Annotated in this window: 20 protein-coding genes; 10 read left to right on the top strand and 10 right to left on the bottom strand. The window is 62.5% G+C overall.

Annotated elements, in window-relative coordinates; all coding sequences use genetic code 11:
• Positions 1–38: 38 nt before the first annotated feature.
• The 3 genes from rpsA to polA all read right to left on the bottom strand — a co-directional run bounded on the left by rpsA (position 39) and on the right by polA (position 5,840).
• On the bottom strand, positions 39–1,520 hold the full coding sequence (gene rpsA / locus SB659_RS05945; RefSeq protein ID WP_167266766.1) for a 30S ribosomal protein S1: 1,482 nt from the start codon (positions 1,518–1,520) through the stop codon (positions 39–41).
• Between the two features lie 201 nt (positions 1,521–1,721).
• A complete protein-coding gene (locus SB659_RS05940) occupies positions 1,722–3,032 on the bottom strand; it encodes a GNAT family N-acetyltransferase (protein WP_410549870.1) in 1,311 nt (436 codons plus the stop codon).
• A 165-nt stretch (positions 3,033–3,197) separates the two neighbouring features.
• A complete protein-coding gene (gene polA, locus SB659_RS05935; RefSeq protein WP_410549869.1) occupies positions 3,198–5,840 on the bottom strand; it encodes a DNA polymerase I in 2,643 nt (880 codons plus the stop codon).
• 157 nt (positions 5,841–5,997) lie between these two features.
• On the opposite strand from polA, the gene SB659_RS05930 reads away from it, so the two are divergent.
• Positions 5,998–6,462: a hotdog fold thioesterase gene (locus tag SB659_RS05930; protein WP_284978403.1), complete on the top strand. Its 465-nt coding sequence runs from the start codon at positions 5,998–6,000 to the stop codon at positions 6,460–6,462.
• Between the two features lie 60 nt (positions 6,463–6,522).
• Here SB659_RS05930 and SB659_RS05925 read toward each other — a convergent pair whose 3' ends face one another.
• The 4 genes from SB659_RS05925 to SB659_RS05910 all read right to left on the bottom strand — a co-directional run bounded on the left by SB659_RS05925 (position 6,523) and on the right by SB659_RS05910 (position 9,254).
• A complete protein-coding gene (locus SB659_RS05925; protein ID WP_410549780.1) occupies positions 6,523–7,062 on the bottom strand; it encodes a dihydrofolate reductase family protein in 540 nt (179 codons plus the stop codon).
• 13 nt (positions 7,063–7,075) lie between these two features.
• Entirely contained in the window at positions 7,076–7,297 is a 222-nt protein-coding gene (locus tag SB659_RS05920; protein WP_410549779.1) for a hypothetical protein, read from the bottom strand.
• Positions 7,294–8,499 carry an inorganic phosphate transporter gene (locus SB659_RS05915; protein WP_284978406.1) on the bottom strand — a complete coding sequence of 402 codons (1,206 nt, stop codon included), beginning with the start codon at positions 8,497–8,499 and terminating at the stop codon, positions 7,294–7,296. The genes SB659_RS05920 and SB659_RS05915 overlap by 4 nt, the downstream gene beginning before the upstream one ends.
• A 209-nt stretch (positions 8,500–8,708) precedes the next feature.
• On the bottom strand, positions 8,709–9,254 hold the full coding sequence (locus SB659_RS05910; RefSeq protein WP_410549778.1) for an HAD domain-containing protein: 546 nt from the start codon (positions 9,252–9,254) through the stop codon (positions 8,709–8,711).
• A gap of 148 nt (positions 9,255–9,402) precedes the next feature.
• On the opposite strand from SB659_RS05910, the gene kynA reads away from it, so the two are divergent.
• The 8 genes from kynA to SB659_RS05870 all read left to right on the top strand — a co-directional run bounded on the left by kynA (position 9,403) and on the right by SB659_RS05870 (position 17,307).
• Positions 9,403–10,272, top strand: a complete 870-nt coding sequence (kynA, locus tag SB659_RS05905) for a tryptophan 2,3-dioxygenase (protein WP_410549777.1) — start codon at positions 9,403–9,405, stop codon at positions 10,270–10,272.
• A gap of 51 nt (positions 10,273–10,323) precedes the next feature.
• Positions 10,324–11,562 (top strand): kynureninase, encoded by a 1,239-nt coding sequence (gene kynU / locus SB659_RS05900; RefSeq protein WP_410549776.1) that lies wholly within the window; start codon positions 10,324–10,326, stop codon positions 11,560–11,562.
• A 7-nt stretch (positions 11,563–11,569) separates the two neighbouring features.
• Positions 11,570–12,418 carry a PaaX family transcriptional regulator C-terminal domain-containing protein gene (locus SB659_RS05895; protein ID WP_284978410.1) on the top strand — a complete coding sequence of 283 codons (849 nt, stop codon included), beginning with the start codon at positions 11,570–11,572 and terminating at the stop codon, positions 12,416–12,418.
• A gap of 226 nt (positions 12,419–12,644) precedes the next feature.
• Positions 12,645–13,589, top strand: coding sequence for an N-acetylglucosamine kinase (locus SB659_RS05890; RefSeq protein ID WP_410549775.1), 945 nt, complete (start codon positions 12,645–12,647; stop codon positions 13,587–13,589).
• A 152-nt stretch (positions 13,590–13,741) separates the two neighbouring features.
• Complete coding sequence (locus SB659_RS05885; RefSeq protein WP_410549774.1) at positions 13,742–14,761, top strand: LolA family protein; 1,020 nt, start codon at positions 13,742–13,744, stop codon at positions 14,759–14,761.
• Positions 14,762–14,823: 62 nt separating this feature from the next.
• Positions 14,824–15,777, top strand: a complete 954-nt coding sequence (locus tag SB659_RS05880; protein WP_410549868.1) for an ABC transporter ATP-binding protein — start codon at positions 14,824–14,826, stop codon at positions 15,775–15,777.
• Positions 15,764–16,666 (top strand): ABC transporter permease, encoded by a 903-nt coding sequence (locus SB659_RS05875; RefSeq protein WP_410549773.1) that lies wholly within the window; start codon positions 15,764–15,766, stop codon positions 16,664–16,666. Before SB659_RS05880 ends, SB659_RS05875 begins: the two co-directional genes overlap by 14 nt.
• Before the next feature lie 20 nt (positions 16,667–16,686).
• A complete protein-coding gene (locus SB659_RS05870) occupies positions 16,687–17,307 on the top strand; it encodes an L-threonylcarbamoyladenylate synthase (RefSeq protein WP_284974780.1) in 621 nt (206 codons plus the stop codon).
• A gap of 3 nt (positions 17,308–17,310) precedes the next feature.
• Here the strand turns inward: SB659_RS05870 and ligD are convergent, their stop codons facing one another.
• On the bottom strand, positions 17,311–18,333 hold the full coding sequence (ligD, locus tag SB659_RS05865; RefSeq protein ID WP_410549772.1) for a non-homologous end-joining DNA ligase: 1,023 nt from the start codon (positions 18,331–18,333) through the stop codon (positions 17,311–17,313).
• A gap of 132 nt (positions 18,334–18,465) precedes the next feature.
• Between ligD and SB659_RS05860 the strand changes: the two genes are divergently transcribed.
• Positions 18,466–19,131: an alpha/beta family hydrolase gene (locus SB659_RS05860; protein ID WP_410549771.1), complete on the top strand. Its 666-nt coding sequence runs from the start codon at positions 18,466–18,468 to the stop codon at positions 19,129–19,131.
• Between the two features lie 23 nt (positions 19,132–19,154).
• Here the strand turns inward: SB659_RS05860 and SB659_RS05855 are convergent, their stop codons facing one another.
• Together SB659_RS05855 and SB659_RS05850 are read right to left on the bottom strand one after the other, a co-directional pair.
• A complete protein-coding gene (locus tag SB659_RS05855) occupies positions 19,155–19,895 on the bottom strand; it encodes a M50 family metallopeptidase (protein WP_410549770.1) in 741 nt (246 codons plus the stop codon).
• Entirely contained in the window at positions 19,892–20,509 is a 618-nt protein-coding gene (locus tag SB659_RS05850; RefSeq protein ID WP_284978417.1) for a TetR/AcrR family transcriptional regulator C-terminal domain-containing protein, read from the bottom strand. The genes SB659_RS05855 and SB659_RS05850 overlap by 4 nt, the downstream gene beginning before the upstream one ends.
• Positions 20,510–20,570 lie beyond the last annotated feature (61 nt).

The raw sequence follows: 20,570 nt of genomic DNA, 5'->3' as shown, positions 1-20,570 counted from the left end.
CTGTCGGCTATCAGCACATCCCGTGAGGGAGGGCGGAATTAGTTGCCGGTCAGCTTCTCACGCAGCGCGGCAAGCGCCTCGTCAGATGCCAGGGTGCCGCCGCCGGTGTTGGACTCAGCAGCAGCCGGCTCCGAGGAGTAGCTGGTGGTGCCGGAATCGGACTCACCGGATGTGGCAGCAGCAGCGTCGTCAGCAGCGTGCTGGGCAACCTGCTTCTTGTGGGCTTCCCAGCGGGTCTGGGCGTCAGCGTACTGCTGCTCCCAAGCTGCGCGCTGGTTCTCGTACCCTTCGAGCCATTCGTTCGACTCGGGGTCGAAGCCCTCGGGGTACTTGTAGTTGCCCTCTTCGTCGTACTCAGCGGCCATGCCGTAGAGAGCGGGATCGAACTCGGTGCTGTCAGCGTCAACGCCCTCGTTAGCCTGCTTGAGGGAGAGGGAGATGCGGCGACGCTCGAGGTCGATGTCGATGACCTTGACGAACAGTTCGTCGCCAACGGAGACAACCTGCTCGGCGAGCTCAACGTGGCGGACTGCCAGCTCGGAGATGTGCACGAGGCCTTCGATGCCGTCTTCGACGCGAACGAACGCACCGAACGGAACCAGCTTGGTGACCTTACCCGGAACAACCTGGCCCAGGGCGTGGGTGCGGGCGAAGGTCTGCCACGGATCTTCCTGCGTAGCCTTGAGCGACAGGGAGACACGCTCGCGGTCCAGATCCACTTCGAGGACCTCGACGGTGACTTCCTGGCCGACCTCGACAACCTCGGACGGGTGGTCGATGTGCTTCCAGGACAGCTCGGAAACGTGAACGAGGCCGTCCACGCCACCCAGGTCCACGAAGGCACCGAAGTTGACGATGGAGGACACGACGCCGGGACGAACCTGGCCCTTTTCCAGCTTGTTGAGGAACGTGGAGCGGACCTCGGACTGGGTCTGCTCGAGCCATGCACGGCGGGACAGCACAACGTTGTTGCGGTTCTTGTCCAGCTCGATGATCTTGGCTTCGATCTGCTGACCGATGTACGGAGCCAGGTCGCGGACACGACGCATCTCGACGAGGGATGCGGGCAGGAAGCCGCGCAGGCCGATGTCCAGGATGAGGCCACCCTTGACAACCTCGATGACGGTACCGGTAACGACACCGTCTTCTTCCTTGACCTTCTCGATGTCGCCCCAGGCACGCTCGTACTGAGCACGCTTCTTGGAGAGGATCAGACGGCCTTCTTTGTCTTCCTTGGTGAGAACCAAAGCTTCGACCTGATCGCCAACGGCGACAACGTCACCGGGGTCAACATCGTGCTTGATGGAAAGCTCGCGGGAAGGGATGACACCTTCGGTCTTGTAACCGATGTCGAGCAGAACTTCGTCGCGGTCGACCTTGACGACGGTACCTTCGACGAGGTCACCGTCGTTGAAGTACTTGATGGTCGCGTCGACAGCTGCGAGGAAGTCCTCAGCGGTACCGATGTCGTTAATGGCGACTACGGGGGTGCCGGGCTTCTCGGTGGAGGTGATGGTCATGTAGTAGGGGCTCCGTTGTGGATAGTAAGTCGGTCAGGCAAACCGCTGCCGCCCGGGTCCGGACGGCAGAACACGGCAAAGCGCCGGGTCATCCTGATTTGTGGATTAATACAAATGGATGCATGCACGTAGTACACGCCCGCTTATTCTAGTCGCATTGGCAAAGCCGGGTCAAAAGCAGGGCGAACGGAAACGGGACTGCTAGAAGTGCGTGACGCACCGTGACGGTCGCTCAACGGCAAACAGCTGCTGGGCCCGGAAAACCGAGCCTGCAGTGTGTTCTTGGATCCGCCCGGCGGCCGCCAAGGTAACCGGCGACACCGCACCCACGTAGATGGATGCAAGATCGGCTACGTCCATTGTCAGTTCCGGGGACTGACCCGACGCTTCCTCCACGACGGCGGGAGCACCGGCGTCGGACTCAACTACCCACGTACCGTTGGCAAGACCCAAAGCGTCTGTCACCTCCACCACCAGTTTTCCCGATGCAGAAAGTGTCCGGGCCTCCAGGGCGGCCTTCACATCAAGAACCCTCAGCCACAGCATGTCGCGCACGTCGGAGGACGCGACACAGCGTGGATCTTCCAGCGCCCATGTTAACGGGTCATCCACGGGCGCTTCGGTCCACGTCACTTGGTCTATGAGGTCAAGGCTTCCGAGGAAGCGCCAAATGTCCAAGTACGCGGCGTCGGTGGCGGCAATGAGGTCCACGATTTCCATGGTGAACGGCTTGGTCTCCCATCCCTTGAAGCGGTAGGAAACGTAGCCGTCCACGGCTCCCGCAGCGTCGTAATGCAGGGCGGTGCGAATACCGGCGTCGGGCTTTCCGTCGCGGCCGAGCTGGCCGGAAGCAATAAGCCGGTAATACTCCTGCCGGTCCACCGACCCGGGGGTCACTTGGTGGAGGCGTCGGAATACCTCAGGTGCCACCTCCAACAGCGCAGCGGGATCGGAGACTTCCATTCGACCTCGACCCGTCGGTTCTCCCTTGAGCCGGAAACGCGGGCCGGTATCCACCGCTACTGAGCGTTCGAACGTGGCGACGCCGAACCCGAACCTGCCATAAATGGACCCCTCGGAGGCAGTCAACGCGGCAATGGCCAAGCCCTCATCTTTGGCACCCTCAAGGTCCGCCGTGATCAGTCCGCGGAGAATCCCCTTGCGGCGATGCGTCCCCCGCACCGTCACAGCAGTTACCAAGTGGGCTTTCACGAGTCGGCCGAGGCCAACGTTGAGGCTCTTGCGCATGGTGGCGTACGTGGCAACCGGCACCTCGGCGCCAAGGGCGTGTTGAGGCATGTTGCCGCTGACGTAGACGCCAGTAAATTCGCGGCCGTCCACCTTGTAGCTGGCTAAAGCCTTGGCCACATGGTCATCGGTGCGCCGCTGCTCGTGGAATCCGTGGGAGACCGCGTGCATCCAGTCCACGCAACGTCGGTACCCGGGGTCGTCCGGGCCGGCGGCCCCAAATTGCCGCACGGTGTATTCGGCCTGGACGGACTGGACCGGAATCTCTGCAGGCAGGTTGTCCGGCACCACGTGCGAGATGAGTTCTACCTTGGGATCAGCCACCTCCCGAGCCTAACCAGAAGCAGCAAGGCGCGCCACCATGCGGCGGCGCGCCTCTAGCCCCTACTGTCGCGTGGAGGCCGACCGGCGGAAAACGGTCATGGGATTCTAGTGGCCAGCTTCATACCAGCTTGAACCGACGCCGATCTGGACATCGAGCGGGACCGAAAGTTCGGCAGCGGCACCCATCTGCTCCACCACAAGCTTCTCCACTGTTTCGCGCTCTCCGGGAGCCACCTCGAGAACGAGTTCATCATGGACCTGCAGCAACATCCGCGACTTCAATCCTCGCCCTGCCAGTTCGGCGGCGACTCCCAGCATGGCCCGTTTGATGATGTCCGCCGCGGAGCCCTGGATCGGTGAGTTCAATGCGATGCGCTCGGCCGCCTCACGCGCCTGACGGTTGGTGCTGGTCAAGTCGGGCAGGTAACGACGGCGGCCCTCGATGGTGGCCGTGAACCCGTCCACGCGCGCCTGGTCCACCACGCCGCGGAGATAATCCCGGACACCGCCGAAGCGGTCGAAGTAGTCCTTCATGAGCGTTCGGGCCTCGTCCACCGAGATCTCCAACTGCTTGGACAGGCCGAAGGACGTCAATCCGTACGCCAATCCGTAGGACATGGCTTTGACCTTGGAGCGCATTGCACTGGTTACCTCGGCCGGAGTCACGTTGAAAATGCGTGAGCCCACAAAACGGTGCAGGTCCTCGCCGTCGCGGTAGGCCTGGATCAGGGCCTCATCGCCGGAGAGGTGGGCCATGATGCGCATTTCAATCTGCGAATAATCCGCCGACAACAAGCACTCATAGCCCTCGCTGACCATGAAGATGCCGCGGACCCTGCGCCCTTCCTCGCTACGGACCGGGATGTTCTGCAGGTTGGGATTGTTCGAAGAAATACGACCCGTGGCAGCGATATTTTGGGCGTACGTGGTGTGGATCCGGGCATCATCGGCCACGGACTTCTTGAGTGTTTCCACCATTTGCGCCAACTTGGAGGACTCACGGTGGGCCATCAACTGGACCAGGAATTCGTGTCCGGTCTTCTCCAGCAGGGTCTTCAGGGACGCTGCATCCGTGGTGTAACCGGACTTGATTTTCTTGGTCTTGGGCAGCCCCAATTCCTCGAAGAGGACAGTTTGCAGCTGCTTGGGTGAACCGAGGTTGACCTCATGCCCGATGGCCGCGAATGCCTGTTCCTGGGCATTCTCGATCACCTTGGTCAGGTCCGCGAGCTGCTCGTTCATGCGCTCCTGGGACACGTAGATGCCTGTGAGCTCCATGAGGGCCAGGACGCGCGCCACCGGCAGCTCCAGCGTGGTCAGGAGGGCATCGGCCTTGATGTCGGCCACTTCTTTCTCGAAGTGCTTGCTGAGTGCGTGGACGACGGCGGCCTGCTGGACGAGCGCGGTGGCGGCAGCAAGGTCAGAGCCGCCGGAGAGATCGAGTTCCAGTTGCCCCGACTGGGCCGAGGCCGAAGCCACACTGATTTTCAAGTGAACCTGGGCGAGTTCGGCCAGATCGTAGCTCCTGCGGTCCGGCTGGATGAGGTAGCCGGAGATCGACGTGTCATCCACGACGCCTTCCAACCCAAATCCGCGGTTATGCAGGGCTTTGAGCGCAGACTTGAATTCGTGGAGGACTTTTGCTTCCTCCGGGTCCTGCAGCCATCGCGCCAAGACCGACTCAGCGGCGGCGTCCAGGCCTGCTAGGTCGATGTAGCCCGCCCCGTTCGCGCGAACGACGGCCAGCGCGGTGGCGTCGTCACCGATCCGGCCGGGAAGCAGCTGTACCGCCAGTGCCGAGCGGACACCCGCACCGGCCGTGAAGAATTCCGCCAAGGCGTCGGCGTCCGAAAGCGTGGAGAACTCCGGAACAGCGATGGTGTCAGGTGCTTCACCGGCTGTGTCATCACCGTAGAGGTCGAAGAGCCGCGCGCGGAGGGTACGGAATTCGAGTTCTTCGAAAAGCTCCTCAATCGCTCGCCGGTCCGGGCGTGGCTGGTAAAGATCTTCCAGGGTCACTGGCAGTTCAAGGTCTGTGAGTAGTCGGTTGAGCCTGCGGTTCCGCTTGACGTTTTCCAGGTTCTCCTTCAGGGCTCCCCCTACCTTGCCGCCGATGGCGTCCAGGTTTTCCAGGATTCCCTCCAAACCCCCATAGAGATTGATCCACTTTGCCGCCGTCTTGGGCCCCACGCCCGGAACCCCGGGCAAGTTGTCAGCCGATTCACCCACCAGGGCTGCGAGGTCCGAGTACAAAGAAGGCTTCACGAAGTACTTCTCTTCAATGGCCGCAGCATCCAGCTTGGGAATGTTGCTCACGCCTTGTTTGGGATACAAAACGAACACGTTCTCATTGATGAGCTGGAACGAGTCCCTGTCGCCGGAAACCAGCAATACCTCGAAACCGGCAGCATCCCCTTGTGCGGCCAACGTGGCCAAGACGTCATCAGCTTCATAGCCGGGCAGGGCAATGGTCTTAATGCCCCAAGCGTCCATGACCCTGGCAATGAGGGAGATCTGGCCTGCGAACTCGGCCGGGGTTGCATTGCGGCCACCCTTATATTCGCTGTATTCAGCCTTGCGGAAGGTGGTGTCATCGGAAACGTCGAAAGCCACGGCGACGTGCGTGGGCTTCTGATCCTTGATCAAGTTGATGAGCATTGACGTGAAACCGTGGACCGCGTTGGTGTACTGCCCCCTGGCCGTGGAAAAGTTCTCCGCCGGAAGTGCGTAGAAAGCCCTGAACGCCATGGAATGGCCGTCCAGCACCAGCAACCGGGGCCTGCCCTCGCCGAGAGATTCCGTGGGGGCGGAGGCCGAGGGGTTGGCTGTAGCAATGGCAGCAGCGGGGGCTGCGGGAACGTGGTCCGGTTTGGTTGTTTCACTCACAGGTGCCAGCCTAGTTGGCATGATGGACAATTTCACGCCCGAGCACATCGCTGAGGAACTCTACCTCGCCGGGGTGCCCGAAGAATTTCACGGTTGGCTTTCCGCCCACGGGGTGGGTGCGTTAGTGGTGAAGATGGGGATCAAGTTTGTTGAAATGAGCCCCGAACGCACCGTGGCAACCATGCCGGTGGAAGGAAATACCCAGGTGGCCGGAATCCTGCATGGCGGGGCCCATGTGGTCCTCGCCGAAACCTTGGGATCCTTCGCGGCTTCCCTGCATGCAGGCGAAGGGCGTCACGTGGTGGGCATTGAAGTGGGCGCCACCCACCACCGCTCTGTTGCGGGAGGAACAGTGACAGGGACCTGCACGGCCATCCATTTGGGCGGAACGCTGACCACCCACGAGGTTGTCATGACCGACGACCAAGGCCGCCGGTTGTCCACGGCCCGAATCACCAACATGATCCGGGACAATCGGGATTGAGGTTGTTCCGCAGGCTCTGACCGTTCAGGACCACGTGAGCGTTCGGGACAACCTGACCATTCAGGACAAGCGGTAGCGCAATTCGGCGGCCACTCCGCCAAGGATCCTGGACGAGACCAACTCCATGGGCGGCGTGGGGCCATCCAGGGGCAGCAGGGGCTTACCGGCGCCGAGGACCACGGGCACCACCGTGACGATCAGCTCATGCAGGAGTTTCGCCTTCGCGAACTGGGCTGCAAGGTCGCCGCCGCCCACGAGCCATACGTTCTTCTCCCCGGCGTCGGACAAGAGCCGAGGCGCGATGTCCCCAACATCGCCCTCCACAAAGGTCACGTCCGCCCCTGCGGGCGGCTCATGCTTTTGGCGTGTGAACACCCAACACGGGTGATCCGGGTACGGCCAAGGGTCCGGTTGGTGCGCCATCAGCCACCGGTATGTACTACCGCCCATGACGATGCATCCCACACCGTCCATGAACGTCTCTATTCCGGCATCAAGACCGTCGACGCCGTCAAACTGCAGCAGCCAGCCAAGGTCGTCGTCCGGCGAGGCAATGAAGCCGTCGATAGTGGAGGCAACGTAGTACTGGAAGATGGCCATAGGCCCATGCTAGCTACTTCCCGAAGTACGGGACGATCAGGTAGATGCCATAAAGCACGGCCACTGCGCAGGCGGCAAAGCAGGCGTAGGCAAGGGAACGGGCCGCCACCGTGGATTTTTGCCGTGCGTCCGCCGCGATCGCCGTCAGCCGGACACCCAGCGAGTAGAGGACCACCAACGTCACGGCGGCCACCAGGGTAACCCCGGCTACCTGCAGCACTTCCATCCATTTCATCGCTGCACACCTTCGCTCCGGTTGTTCTTGCCCGGTTTCTTCTTTTTCCGGAACCGCACGGCGCGGCCGGCCTCATCGACCTCGACGGCGTTATGGTGGCCGACCTGCGATTTCCGCGAGGCGATGAACATGTACGCGACAGCGGCCGTGCCAACCACTGCAGCGATAACAACACCTACGACGCCGATGTTCACAAGCAACGCCGTCAGGGCGCCGACGATGGCTGAGGCGGGCAAGGTAAAGAGCCACCCCAGGGCAATCTTTCCCGCGGTTCCCCAGCGGACGGAGGTTCCCTTGCGGCCGAGGCCCGATCCAATGACGGACCCGGAAGCGACCTGGGTTGTGGAAAGGGCGAAGCCAAGGTGCGAGGACGCGAGGATCGCCGTCGCGGTGCTGGTCTCTGCGGAAAAGCCTTGGGCAGGCTTGACTTCGGTCAGGCCGGATCCCATGGTCCGGATGATGCGCCACCCGCCTGCATACGTCCCCACGGCGATGGCGAGTGCACATGCAGTGATGACCCAGAGCTGGGGTCCGGAACCCGGCGATTGGGTGCCGGCGGAGATCAATACAAGAGTGATGATACCCATCGTTTTCTGGGCGTCGTTGGTTCCGTGTGCAAGGGCCACCAGGCTTGAAGTGAAGATCTGGCCCGTACGGAATCCACCGCGCTTCTGCGTCAGTTTGTCTCCGGTCTCCGGATCGTGCCGCGAGGTCAGCGCGTAGGCCAACCGGGTGCAGATATAGGCCACGCCGCCGGCGATCAGGGGGGCGAAGAGCGCAGGAAGGATGACCTTGATCAATACCGTGTCGAAATTGATGGAGTGGATTCCGATGCCGACGATGGCAGCGCCGATCAGGCCGCCAAAGAGTGCATGCGAGGAACTTGACGGCAAGCCTTTGAGCCAAGTGATCATGTTCCAGAGAACGGCGCCCATAAGTCCGGCAAAAATAATGTCAGGAGTGATGTGGATGCCGTCAGTTCCTTCACGGATCAAGCCTCCGGAAATTGTCTTGGCCACCTCTGTGGACAAGAAGGCACCCACGAGGTTAAGCACCGCCGCCAGCGCCACGGCCGTCTTGGGCTTGATGGCGCCCGTAGCGATAGGCGTGGCCATCGCATTAGCTGTGTCGTGAAAGCCGTTGGTGAAGTCAAAAAATAGGGCCAGCGCTATAACCAGCGCGACCATGAAGGTGATTGCCACCTGTTGCCCAATCTGCAGAGTCGACGTTCAGCAGTTTCTCTTCCCCATACCTGCCCTCCACAGCATAGTTCAGCGATCGTTCAACTGACGCGGCTTGCGGATTTCAGTGGCGCAGGCGTGAAACCTTAAGAATCCTACGTGGCATTGACGGGGCGGACAAAGCCGCGCGGACAAACGTGCCCGGCACCGGGAATGACGGGACGATCCGCTCAGCCCATCCGCTCCAAGTAATCCCGCAAAGCCTCGATGTCCTTGCGCGTCAGGCCCTTGCGGGGATCCGGCGAGATGCAGAGGGCAAGATCACGCTGATCCTCTGCCCAGGAGCGAGCTTGGGGCTCCTGGTCGAGCTGGTCATCAACCCAGATGAAGCGTCCGCTCCCGGACTCCGACAGGTCCTTTTGCAGTGCCACAAGCTTCCACCAGTCAGAGGATCCCTCCCAGCCGTCACTGGAGAGGACGGGCCAGTCCTCTCCGTTGAGGCCGATGGCCGGGCAGAGCATACCCGGCGCAAGCTGCTCCCACGTTGTCAACCAAACAAAGCGGGCAGCGGGGTGGCGGGCGAGCTCGTTAAGTTCGGCGACGACTTCGGGCGCATAAGCGACGTCAACGACGCCGGCGTCGACTTTCCGCCATTCACCACCCCAGTCAGTGGCGCCGGTGGGACTAAACGGATTCACGACGCCGTCGACGTCCAGATAAATCGACAGTCGGGATGCCTTGGAACCGGGTGCCGCTGGTTCTATGTCAAAGTTCATGCCTGCATCCATGTCCACCGCCCCTCCCCCACAGGCTCCCATCAGACTACGTGAGAATCGGCAGGAAAATCGGTACACCAGTGAGCTACACCACTGCGAGAACCCATCAATCTGCTGACGTTCGTCATGGAAGTGATATTCTTGAACCATGGAAAAGCCCGCAGACCAGTCACAGCAGAATGTCCGTCCCATCGAGGACACCGTGCGCACTGATTTCAGGCACGCGATGTCCTACGGCGGATATCTGGACCTCGAGCGGCTGCTCAGCTCCCAGCACCCACTCAGCGAGCCGGAGCACCACGATGAACTGCTGTTCATCATTCAGCACCAGACCAGTGAGCTGTGGCTCAAGCTGGTCCTGCATGAACTCCTGGAAGCAAGGAGGCTTTTCGACGTCGACAACCTCGGTAAGGCACTGAAGTGCATCGCGCGCGTCAAAGCCATCCAGCGCACCATGACCGAACAGTGGTCTGTCCTGGGAACCCTGACGCCTCGCGAATACTCGCAGTTCCGTGGTTTCCTCGGCAGTTCATCGGGCTTTCAGTCCTACCAGTACCGCGGTGTGGAGTTCCTGCTCGGCAACAAGAACAGGGCAATGCTGCGTGTCTTCGAAAGCGATCCCCAAGCACATGCCCTTTTGAGCTCCCTGCTCGATGAACCCACGCTTTATGATGCGTTCCTCGCTGTACTTGCCCGGGCAGGCTTCGAGATCCCCCAGGACATCCTGGAGCGCGACACCAGCGAACCCTGGACTTTTCGCGAGGACCTCGTGCCGGTATTCCGGAAAATCTACGAGTCGGACGAAACCCCCTGGGGACTGTACGAAGCCTGCGAAGACCTCGTGGACATTGAAGACAACTTCCAAGCCTGGCGTTTCCGCCACCTCCGCACGGTCCAAAGAACCATTGGCTTCAAGGTGGGAACGGGCGGCTCCTCGGGCGTCGACTTCCTCAAACGCGCCCTCGACCTGACCTTTTTCCCCGAGCTCTACGCCGTACGCACGCTCATCGGAAGCTGATTTTCGCTCATCACCCAAGGCCTCGGACCAACACCAGCAGCAGGAGACACCATGACCACCGCTCCCCAGACCCAATGGCCGACGTCGGCCGAACTGGACGCCGCCGATCCCCTCGCCGCTCAGAGGGACGCCTTTTACGCGCCCGACGCCGGACAGCTCACGTCGTACCTCGACGGAAATTCACTTGGCAGGCCCCTTAAAGTCACGGCCGAAAACCTCACTTCCTTTGTCCACGACGCCTGGGGCAGCCGGCTCATCCGCGGGTGGGACGAACAATGGATGGACGAGCCCGCCGCCGTTGGCGACCGCATCGGTGAAGTGACGCTGGGAGCCGCCGCGGGCCAAGTCACGGTGGGTGACTCCACCTCCGTGATGCTCTACAAGATGATCCGCGCCGCGGTAGATTCCCAACCGGGCCGGGACGAGATCATCATTGACCGCGATAACTTCCCCACGGACCGGTTCATCATCGAGGGAATTGCCAAGGAACGCGGGGCGAGCATCAAATGGATCGCCGCGAACCCTGCCAGCGGTGTCCGCCCGGCCGACCTTGACGGGCTGCTGGGCGAGCGTACCGCCGTCGTGGTCCTCAGCCATGTCGCGTACCGTTCAGGGTTCCTCGCCGATGCGCCGGCAATCACCGCCAAGGTGCACCAGGCCGGTGCGTTGATGCTGTGGGACCTCTGCCACTCCGTTGGTTCGGTGCCGCTGGAGCTCGACGCATGGGGCGTCGACCTGGCAGTAGGTTGCACCTACAAGTACCTCAACGGCGGTCCCGGTTCCCCGGCCTTCGCCTACGTCAACGCATCCCGCCAGGAACAGCTCCAGCAGCCCATTTGGGGCTGGATGGGAGCTGATAATCCGTTCGGAATGACCGAGGCGTACCGGCCTGCGCAGGGCATCCGCCGCTTCATCACAGGCACTCCCCCGGTCTTGGCCATGCAGCCCATCAAGGACATGGTGGAACTCATCGCCTCCGTGGGCATGGAGGCTGTCCGGGAGAAGTCCATCAAGCTGACCGAATACGCAATCGCGCTCGCCGAGGAACAACTGGTTCCCCTGGGTGCCGAAATCGTGAGCCCCCGGGATGCCGCCGAGCGTGGCTCCCACATCACCGTGGACCACCCGCTCTTTGCCGACGTCACAGCCGCGCTGTGGGAGAAGGGCGTCATTCCCGACTTCCGTCCTCCACATGGACTGCGCATCGGCCTTTCACCCTTGAGCACCAGTTACGCAGAGGTGGAAGTGGGGGTGGCAGCAATCCGCAGTGCCCTCTCCGAGCTTCTGTGAGCCAGCTGTGAGTGCAGTCCTCGATGACATGGATTCCCGGCCCGGGAGTACCACGTCACTTCTACGCACGATCATCGGGCTGTACCTGCGCGACGCCGGTGGATGGATGGCCGCCAAGGACATCGTTGCGCTCATGGAAGCACTAGGGACCTCCGGAACAGTGACTAGGACCGCGCTTGGCCGCTTGCGCAAGAAGGACGTGGTGGTCCAGGAGGTGCGTGACGGAATTCCCGGATTCATGCTCACCGACGGCGCCGCGGCAATGCTCTCCCGGGGCGATCGCCGGATTTTCAACCCGCGGAGCATGGCCCCCTCCGATCCGTGGTGCCTCATCTCGTTTTCCATCCCCGAGACTGAGCGGGAAAAGCGCCATCAGTTGCGGCGCAGGTTCCACTGGATAGGCTGCGGAACGGTGGCAGCAGGGCTGTGGATCTGCCCGGATTCCCTTCGCGTCGAGGTCGAAGAGATCCTTGAGGACCTGCAGCTGCGGCAGATGGCAACTATCTTCGTCACGGAAACTCCGCTGGCGGGCGGCAGCTTGAAGGAGGCCGTGTCCTCGTGGTGGGATTTGGACGCCGTGGCTGGGCTGCACAAGGACTTCATCCGGGAACTCGACGCTGCGGGGCGGGCAGCCCGGAGCGGCCACGTGGAACCCTCGGCCGAAGCTTTTGCTGTCTACGTGCAGTGCATTGACCGCTGGCGGGTCATTCCGTACCTGGACCCAGGGCTCCCGCTGGCGTTCCTACCGGACGACTGGCCCGGGGCCCAAGGCGTCGAGCTCTTCACACGCATCGTGGAGGCCTATTCGGAGCCAAGTGGGCAGTTCCTGCGCGCCACGTTGGGGGTCTCAGGCTGACGTCCACGGAACCGCGCCGATCACCGCGGCATCCGCCGGAGTGCAGCGGCGGGCCGCCTTCGTGGACCCCTGAGGCGGCCCCCTTTTGCTAGACGAGCCGTTTTGCTAGACAAGGCACGGGCTCTGTGCCAGTCTTGTGCTGCCCGGCAGCTGCCGCCCCTATGCGCAGCGTTCCGGCGTGGAGCCCGTCAGGCCCTACAGACCATCCGCAGTGAAGGGACGCCTCTTGGGGGAAACACAGCAGCACCGGGAAACAGCTGGGCAGCAAAAAGTTCTCGGTTTGCATATCGGCGGTTCCAAGACACACGCGGTTCTGGCCGAGGCAGGATCAACTGATGGTGGAGCAGGCGGAGCCAGCAGCGACGTCGAAATCACCGAGAGCAGCGCCAACCTCTCCTCAGTAGGGCACCAAGGCGTTGACGCTGTGCTCCGGCGCATCGCAGCAAGCGTTGGCGACGGCGTCCAAGCCGTGTGCGCCGGAGCCGCCGGAGCCGATACACCCGCAAGCAGGGCGGTCCTTTCTGCCTTGCTGACAGAACATTTCCCCGGTGCAGCGATCGACGTCGTCCACGACACGCGCATAGTGCTCGCCGCTGCCGGACTGGAAGCCGGTGTGGTTCTCGTGGCGGGGACCGGCTCCGTCGCGTGGGGCCGGAATCGCCAAGGGCGAGAAGCCCGCAGCGGCGGCTATGGCTACTTGCTCGGCGATGAGGGCGGCGGCTACTCGGTGGTGCGCGACGCCGTTCGCGAGGCATTGCGCGAGTACTACGCCGGATTGGAACCTGGCACCCTGGTCCCCTCTTTGATGGCAGCCACAGGAAGCGTGGACGCCCTCCAGCTCATGGATTCTTTCTATACCAAACGCGAACCGGACTATTGGGCCGGGCTGGCTCCCCTGGTCCTCGAACTTGCTTCCGAGGGCGAGCCGGCCGCGTTGCGCATCCAAGCGGAGGCCGCCCATTCGCTCGCGGCCCTGGCCCGTCAGGTGTTGGGCGAGCTTGGCCTCGACTTGCCGTTGGTCATGGCCGGACGCGTCTTGGTCAACCATCACGAGTTGGCAGCAGCAGTGTCCCGGAAGGTTTCCTTGGACGACCCGTCATCGGTCCGCATCCTGGACCAGCTACCCGTCCGTGGAGCCGTTGAGCTCGCGCGCCGGCTCCTGCCAGCCTGATCCGGTTCCTGCTGTTCATCCCGCGTTCGCAGGGTTCAACGGGAGTATTCTGGTGACATGGCGTTCCTGCAGGAAGATCTGTAGCAATGGGACCGGCTAGGCGGCGGTGGCTCACGGCCCTTCTGATACCGCTTGCCTTGATGCTCGCTGTCATGACTGCTTCAGTCCGGGCGGGAGCCACTGTCTCCCTGCCGCCCAAGACACCGGACGAGCTTGTGTCCATGATGACCCACACTCCGGTACGTGCTTTATCCGGGACAGTGCAGCAAACGGCAGGGCTCGGGTTACCTGCGGTTCCGACGCTGGGCCCCGGCACCGTTCCGGGGGCGGCCCCAGCCCTGGAGTTCTTGACCGGGACGCACACCGCCCGTGTCTATGTGGACGGTCCGGCCAAAGCCCGGATACAAATCATGGACGCGCTCGCCGAACGGGATCTGGTGGTCAACCAGCATCAAGTGTGGTTCTACAACTCAGCGGACAACAGCGCTACCCACGTGAGTGGCGGTACGGAGCCGGCTACACCGCAGGAGGCGACTCCGGCGCCAGTCCCGGTTCCCACGCCGGGAACCATGGCCAACCACTTCCTGACAGCGATCAAGGCGGACACCCGCATGACTGTTGGGCCGTCTTCCACAATCGCCGGTCGCACCGCATACCGCCTGGACTTGGCGCCTGGCAGTGCGGACACCTTGGTTGACTCGGTGGGCATCGACGTCGATTCCGAGACAGGGCTGCCACTGGCAGTGGAGGTCAAGGCCAAGGGGCAAACTGATCCGGCCTACACGTTGGCCTATACAGACTTGTCTTTGTCCTCGCCCGACGCGGGATTGTTCGATTTCACTCCCCCGCAGGGCGCATCCGTCACCGAGAAGGCTTTGCCGGCGAAACCCACGCCTGCTTCAAGCGCTGTCCCACCGAGCCCTACAGGTAAACTCTCCCATCCCAATCTCACAGTAACGGGCCAAGGCTGGAGCGCAATCGTTGCGCTGCCCGCGGGATCAGTCCCTTCCGGGATCACCACCAATCCGACGTACGCCCAAGTGATGCAACCGGTTCCGGGTGGGCATGCGCTGACCACGTCCCTGGTCAACGTGTTGGTCCTTGACGACGGCCGCGTCTTCGCAGGCATGGTGCCGTTGGACCGACTCCAATCCGCGGCTGCCGCCCAGTGAGCGGAACCTGGCTCGACAGGTCCCAGCAAGGCGGGCAATCTCCGCACCAGGACAGCGTTGACCTGCCCGACCGGTGGGCCATCGAAACCCAGGGCTTGACCAAGCGCTTCGGTGGACGAATTGCTGTCAACGGCATCGACCTAGCCGTACCCGCTGGTTCCGTTTTCGGCTTCCTGGGCCCGAACGGTTCCGGAAAGACAACCACCATCCGTCTCCTGCTGGGGCTTGCATCGGCCAACAGCGGCGATGTTCGGGTGCTCGGGAGGAAGATGCCAGCGGCGCTGGCTTCGGTGCTGTCCGACGTCGGGGCGCTGGTTGAGGGACCGGGCTTTTATCCCTTTTTGACGGGCGCCGACAACCTGCGGCGGCTTGACTCGGCGGACCCGCTTGCCCCATCCGAAACCCGAAAGCAGCGGATTCACGAGGCCTTGGACCAGGTGGGCCTCAGCCACGCGGCGAAAAAGAAGGTTCGGGCATACTCCTTGGGCATGAAGCAGCGCCTGGGCTTGGCCAATGCGCTACTCAGGCCGCGCCGGTTGTTGGTGTTGGACGAACCGACCAACGGACTTGATCCGCAAGGCACTCGGGAGGTCCGAGGGTTGATCCGTTCGTTGGCCGCCGGCGGAACCACCGTATTCGTTTCCAGCCATCTGCTCGCCGAGGTCGAGCAGATGTGCACCCACGTGGGAGTCATGAGCGTTGGCCGCCTGGTGGCGCAGGGGCCGTTGGAAGAGCTCCGATCTGCTGGCCAGTCCCGGGTCCGGGTTCTCACGCCCGACGTCGACCGCGCCAAAAACGTACTGACCCGTCTGGGCTTGGTCCCCCAGCCTTGGGATGGTCCTTCCCTTGCCGCCGATGCAGTGCTTGCCACCGGCTTGGACGGACGTGAACCAGAAACAGTGGTTGCAGCCCTCGTTGCTGATGGGGTTCGAGTCAGGGGCTTTTCAGTGGAAAGCGCGAGCTTGGAAGACCGTTTCCTGTCCCTGACCGGGGAGGGTTTTGATGTCGCGGGTTGAGCGAGGCCGCACCAAGGGAAGCGGCGATACGGCAGGCAGTCCTGAGGCAGGCCCCAACTCCGGACGGGCATCGGTGGCTTGGCCCCTCCTTGCCTCGGAGTTATCGGTACTTTTCCGCAGGGTGCGGACGTGGGCAATGTTGGCGGCGCTGGCGGCTGTTCCCGTCCTGATTGCCGTCGCCGTCAAGCTCTCGTCGCGGCCTACAGCGCCAGGAAGGGGCCCACTGTTCCTGGACCGGATCAGCCAGAATGGACTCTTCGTCGCAGTCACGGCGCTGGTGGTATGCGTGCCCCTGTTCCTGCCGTTGACCGTTGGCGTGGTGGCCGGTGACACCCTTGCCGGGGAAGCCAGCATAGGAACACTGCGCTACCTGCTGCTGGCGCCGACCGGAAGGACCCGGCTGCTCCTGGTCAAATACGCCGGCGCGGTCGCCTTCTGCTGTGCGGCGACGGCGACTGTTGCGGCGGCAGGTGCCTTGGCCGGCGTCGTCTTCTTTCCTGTGGGACCGGTGACCCTGTTGTCCGGTGAAACTGTCAGCGTGGGCGAGGCAGCCGTGAGATCGTTGCTGATAGCTGCGTACGCCACGGTCTCCCTGATAGGACTGTCCGCCATCGGCTTACTGATTTCCACCATGACGGACGTCCCCGTGGGTGCAATGGCGGCCACGATCGTACTCGCCGTGGTCTCGCAGGTCCTGGATACGCTGCCGCAACTGGACTCGCTCCATCCCTGGTTGTTCAGCCACCACTGGGTGGGTTTCGCCGATCTTTTACGTCAGCCCATATCGTGGGCGTCGTTCGGAGATAACCTCCTGCTGCAGGGCGGCTACATCGCAGTGTGCGGCGCTTTGGCTTACGCGAATTTCTCCAATAAAGACGTGTTGTCTTAGCTTTGCCGTACGCTTTTTCCATGGCCAGATTCTTTGATGTGCATCCTGAAGATCCGCAACCGCGAGCCATCGGCCAGGTGGTGAAGATGCTGCAGGACGGCGGATTGATCGCGTATCCCACGGACTCCTGCTACGCATTGGGAGCACAGATCGGGAACCGGGAGGCACTTGACCGCATCAGGACCATCCGGAACTTGGACGACAAGCACCACTTCACCCTTGTCTGCAAGGATTTCGCCCAGATGGGCCAATTTGTCATGCTGGACAATGACGTTTTCAGGAGCATCAAGGCCGTTACTCCGGGAAGCTACACCTTCATCCTCCCGGCAACGCGTGAAGTGCCTAAGCGGCTCCTTCACCCCAAAAAGAAGACCGTGGGCGTCAGAATTCCCGACCACAAGGTGGTCCAAGCACTCTTGGCCGAACTCGGTGAACCGTTGCTCTCCAGCACCTTGCTGCTTCCAGACCAAGAGGAACCCCTCACCCAAGGATGGGAGATCAAGGAACGATTGGACAATGAGGTGGACGCCGTGATCGATTCCGGGGACACCGGGTCCGAGCCCACCACCGTGATCGACTTTTCAAGCGGTGTTGCAGAGGTTGTTCGTCGCGGTACCGGGGACCCCTCCCGGTTCGAATGAGTCCTACTCCGGCTTACGGGCCCGGCTCGGTTGGACCCGCATTGGCTCTCCGGGCATCTTAGGGAATTCGGGCGGGAAAGGCATCTCGCCTAGGCCGTTAGCGACGTCGCGCTCCCACCACTGAAGCAACACGTCAATTTTGCCAGGGTGATCATGCATGGCTGCCCAAGGGTCTCCCGCTGTCTTCAAACGCTCAGGAACAGTCCTGATGGTGTATTTGGCCGGATCGGCGCTGCCTAGTTCCTCCCACGTCAGGGGGCAGGACACCTGGGCTTGGGGCACAGCCCGGGGGCTATAGGCACCGGCGATGGTCCGGTCGCGGTTGGCTTGGTTGAAATCGACGAAGATTCGTGAGCCCCGCTCCTCTTTCCACCAGGCAGTGGTCACCTGCTCGGGCATTCTTCGCTCCAGCTCCCGTCCGGCCGCTATCACCGCGTGCCGCACATCCAGGAACTCGAAGACCGGATCGATGGGTGCATAGACGTGAAGCCCACGGTTGCCCGAAGTCTTGATGAACGCGGTCAGTCCGGCGTCGGCCAAGACTTTACGGAGTTCAAGGGCAGCCGGAATGGCGTCGGCAAAGTCTGTTCCCGGTTGGGGATCCAGATCTATCCGCAACTGGTCGGGGTTGTCCGAATTGTCCGCACGCGACGCCCACGGGTGGAAGACCACGGTATTCATTTGCGCCGCCCACACCGCTGCCGCTGGTTCGTCGATGACGAGTTGCGGGTGGGACCGGGCGCTGGGGTAGGTCACCGGCACCGAGCGCACGTACTCCGGCGCGCCCTTGGGCGGATTTTTGGAGAAGAACATCTCACCGTCGATGCTGCCTGAGTACCGCTGAAGGCTCACGGGCCGGTTCCCGTTGGCCGTGACGAAAGCCTCACCGACGTCGATCAGGTAATTCGCGAGGTCCAGCTTGGTCAGTCCTGCCTCGGGCCACATCACCCTGCTGGGGCTTGAAATCCGCACCTCCCGGGGACCGTGGGGACCTGGGACGGTGACAGTGGTTGCTTCGCTTGCCATGGCCACAAACTACCCCGCCAGACCCTATTGCGTCTTGATCCCCGCCGCCAGTGCGTCGCATATTTGATTTGGCCTTACCGGCTTCCCTGTTATTCGCCGCTTCAGCGTCCCCGATTGCAGCATGATGGAGACATGCCGACCACGGAAACATCCTTGAAGATTGCCGTAGGCGAGGGAGCCGTCTCCGCCATCCACCTCCGCCCGGAGCAGCCTTTCGCCACCTTGGTGCTGGCACACGGCGCTGGCGCAGGGATGGATCACCCATTCCTTGACGGCTTCTCGCAAGCGGTCGCCGGTTTAGGGGTGGCGACGGTGCGATTCAACTTTCCCTACCGGGAGGCCGGGCGTCGCTTCCCGGATCGGCCCCCGGTTGCCGTCGCCGCGTGGCGGGCGGTGATGGAGCACGTTGCAGCGATAGTGCCCGACCAGCCCCTGTGGGCCGGTGGGAAATCCTTTGGGGGCAGGATGGCCTCTATGGCCGTCGCGGAAGGCATGAATGCCAAGGGTTTGGTATACCTCGGCTACCCGTTGCACCCACCCGGCAAGCCGGAGAAGTTGCGGGATGAACACCTGTACGGGCTCACCGCGCCTATGCTTTTCCTCCAAGGCCCCAGGGACACGTTCGCCACAACGGAGCTCCTTGAACGGGTGGTTGCCGCTATAGGCCCGACGGCGGCCCTCCAATGGGTTGAGGGCGGGGACCATTCCTTTGCCATCAAAGGCGTGAAGCGCACCGCCGCGGAGGTAGGCGCCTCGCTCGCGCCTGCAGTGGCCGCGTTCCTGCGGCAGGCGACCTGATGTGCCGGCTCTGGGCGCCAATGTCACTGCGTCAGGCGGAACATTTCCCACAGAAGCCAGGCACTCAGTGACACGGCTCCAACTATTACTGCCGTGAAACCCGTCAGCCATAGGAGCGAGGGCGCACCGGTGGTGCGGGCAAGGATGTAGGCATCTGAGGACGCCAATTGGTGGCGACGCCGTGTGTGGACGCCGACGAGTTTGACGAGGTCGCGGACTCCCCCCACTGTCAGGGCAATTCCGAGCCCCAGAACTACATAATTGACGGCAGTGGGAGAGGCGAAAAGTACAAGGGCTTGGGCAATAGCTGCACTGCAGAGGGCTACGGCGATCCCCGTGATGTTCCGCAGGAAGATCAGTGAGACCAGGAGGAGCACCGCCCCTACGGACATGGCCGCGCCTGCCCGCCCCGCCGTGAATGACGCTATCAGCCCCAGGCCCACGACAGCCGGTGCGGGGTAGCCCCAGAACCCTGACCAGGCCGCGCCGAAGGCACTGCGCCCACTGCTGACCAGGCGGCCGGAGTGGTCCAGTCCAATGCGGAGCCCGTGGACGTACCGCCCGGTCATGAGCGCGGCATAAGCATGGCCAAGCTCGTGGACGAACGTCACATAGAGCCCAAACCACCGCCACGTTGCGGCCGGAACGCTAAGAACGATTGCGGCCGCCACTATCCCCACCAACACAGGCATCGGAACCGCAGTGGTTTGTGATTCCGTGAAACCACGAACGACGGCGGCCCACCACGTAGCGGCGAAGCTCACCGGACCGTCGCTTTGAGTCGGCTGCGGAGGCCCGCCATCAGGATCTCCAGGCCGAAATCGAAAGCGGCTCCTCCACGGTCCTCAGGCGAAGCTCCTTGGGCCAAGGCGCCGGTCAGGGCGGGATACCCGTCCGCCGGAGGCGCCCATACGACGTCGGGCGCTGCCAGGTCAAGGGCGAAGCCGAGCGCGAAACTGTCCACGGTGGAGATCGCAGAAACCACGTCCCTACCGTGAAATCCAGCCTGCTCCAGGACCTTCGCGAGGTCCTCGTACAGTGCCAGGACCTGGCTGTCCTGGACCGTTTGCAGGACCATCAAGGGCGCCAAACGGGGGTGCCTGGCGAAGGCATCACGGTAGCTGCGTACGATCGAGCCCAAGGCAGCTTCCCAACCGTCCGCGGCGTCGAGGTCGTACGGGCTTTCCGAAATGATCCGGCCCCGCATCAGTTCCAGGATTTCCTCGCGGCCACTGACATGGTTGTAGATCGAGGATTGGCTCACCCCGATCCGCTTGGCCAGCTTGGGCAGGCTGAAGTCCCCTGATTCGTCCACCAACTCCAGTGCGGCAGTAACTAAGGCATCTACGGAAATCAACGGGACGCGGGGGCGTGCCATTTCGGTTCTCCTATCTACGGCGTAGTTACGACTCTAGCCAGAAGTTACCGGTGAGGCCTTG

It is taken from the genome of Arthrobacter sp. SIMBA_036 (genome assembly GCF_046535135.1).
Lineage (GTDB): Bacteria > Actinomycetota > Actinomycetes > Actinomycetales > Micrococcaceae > Arthrobacter.
Note: the sequence above shows the minus strand (reverse complement) of the source record. Positions and strands in the feature narration are given on the sequence as shown.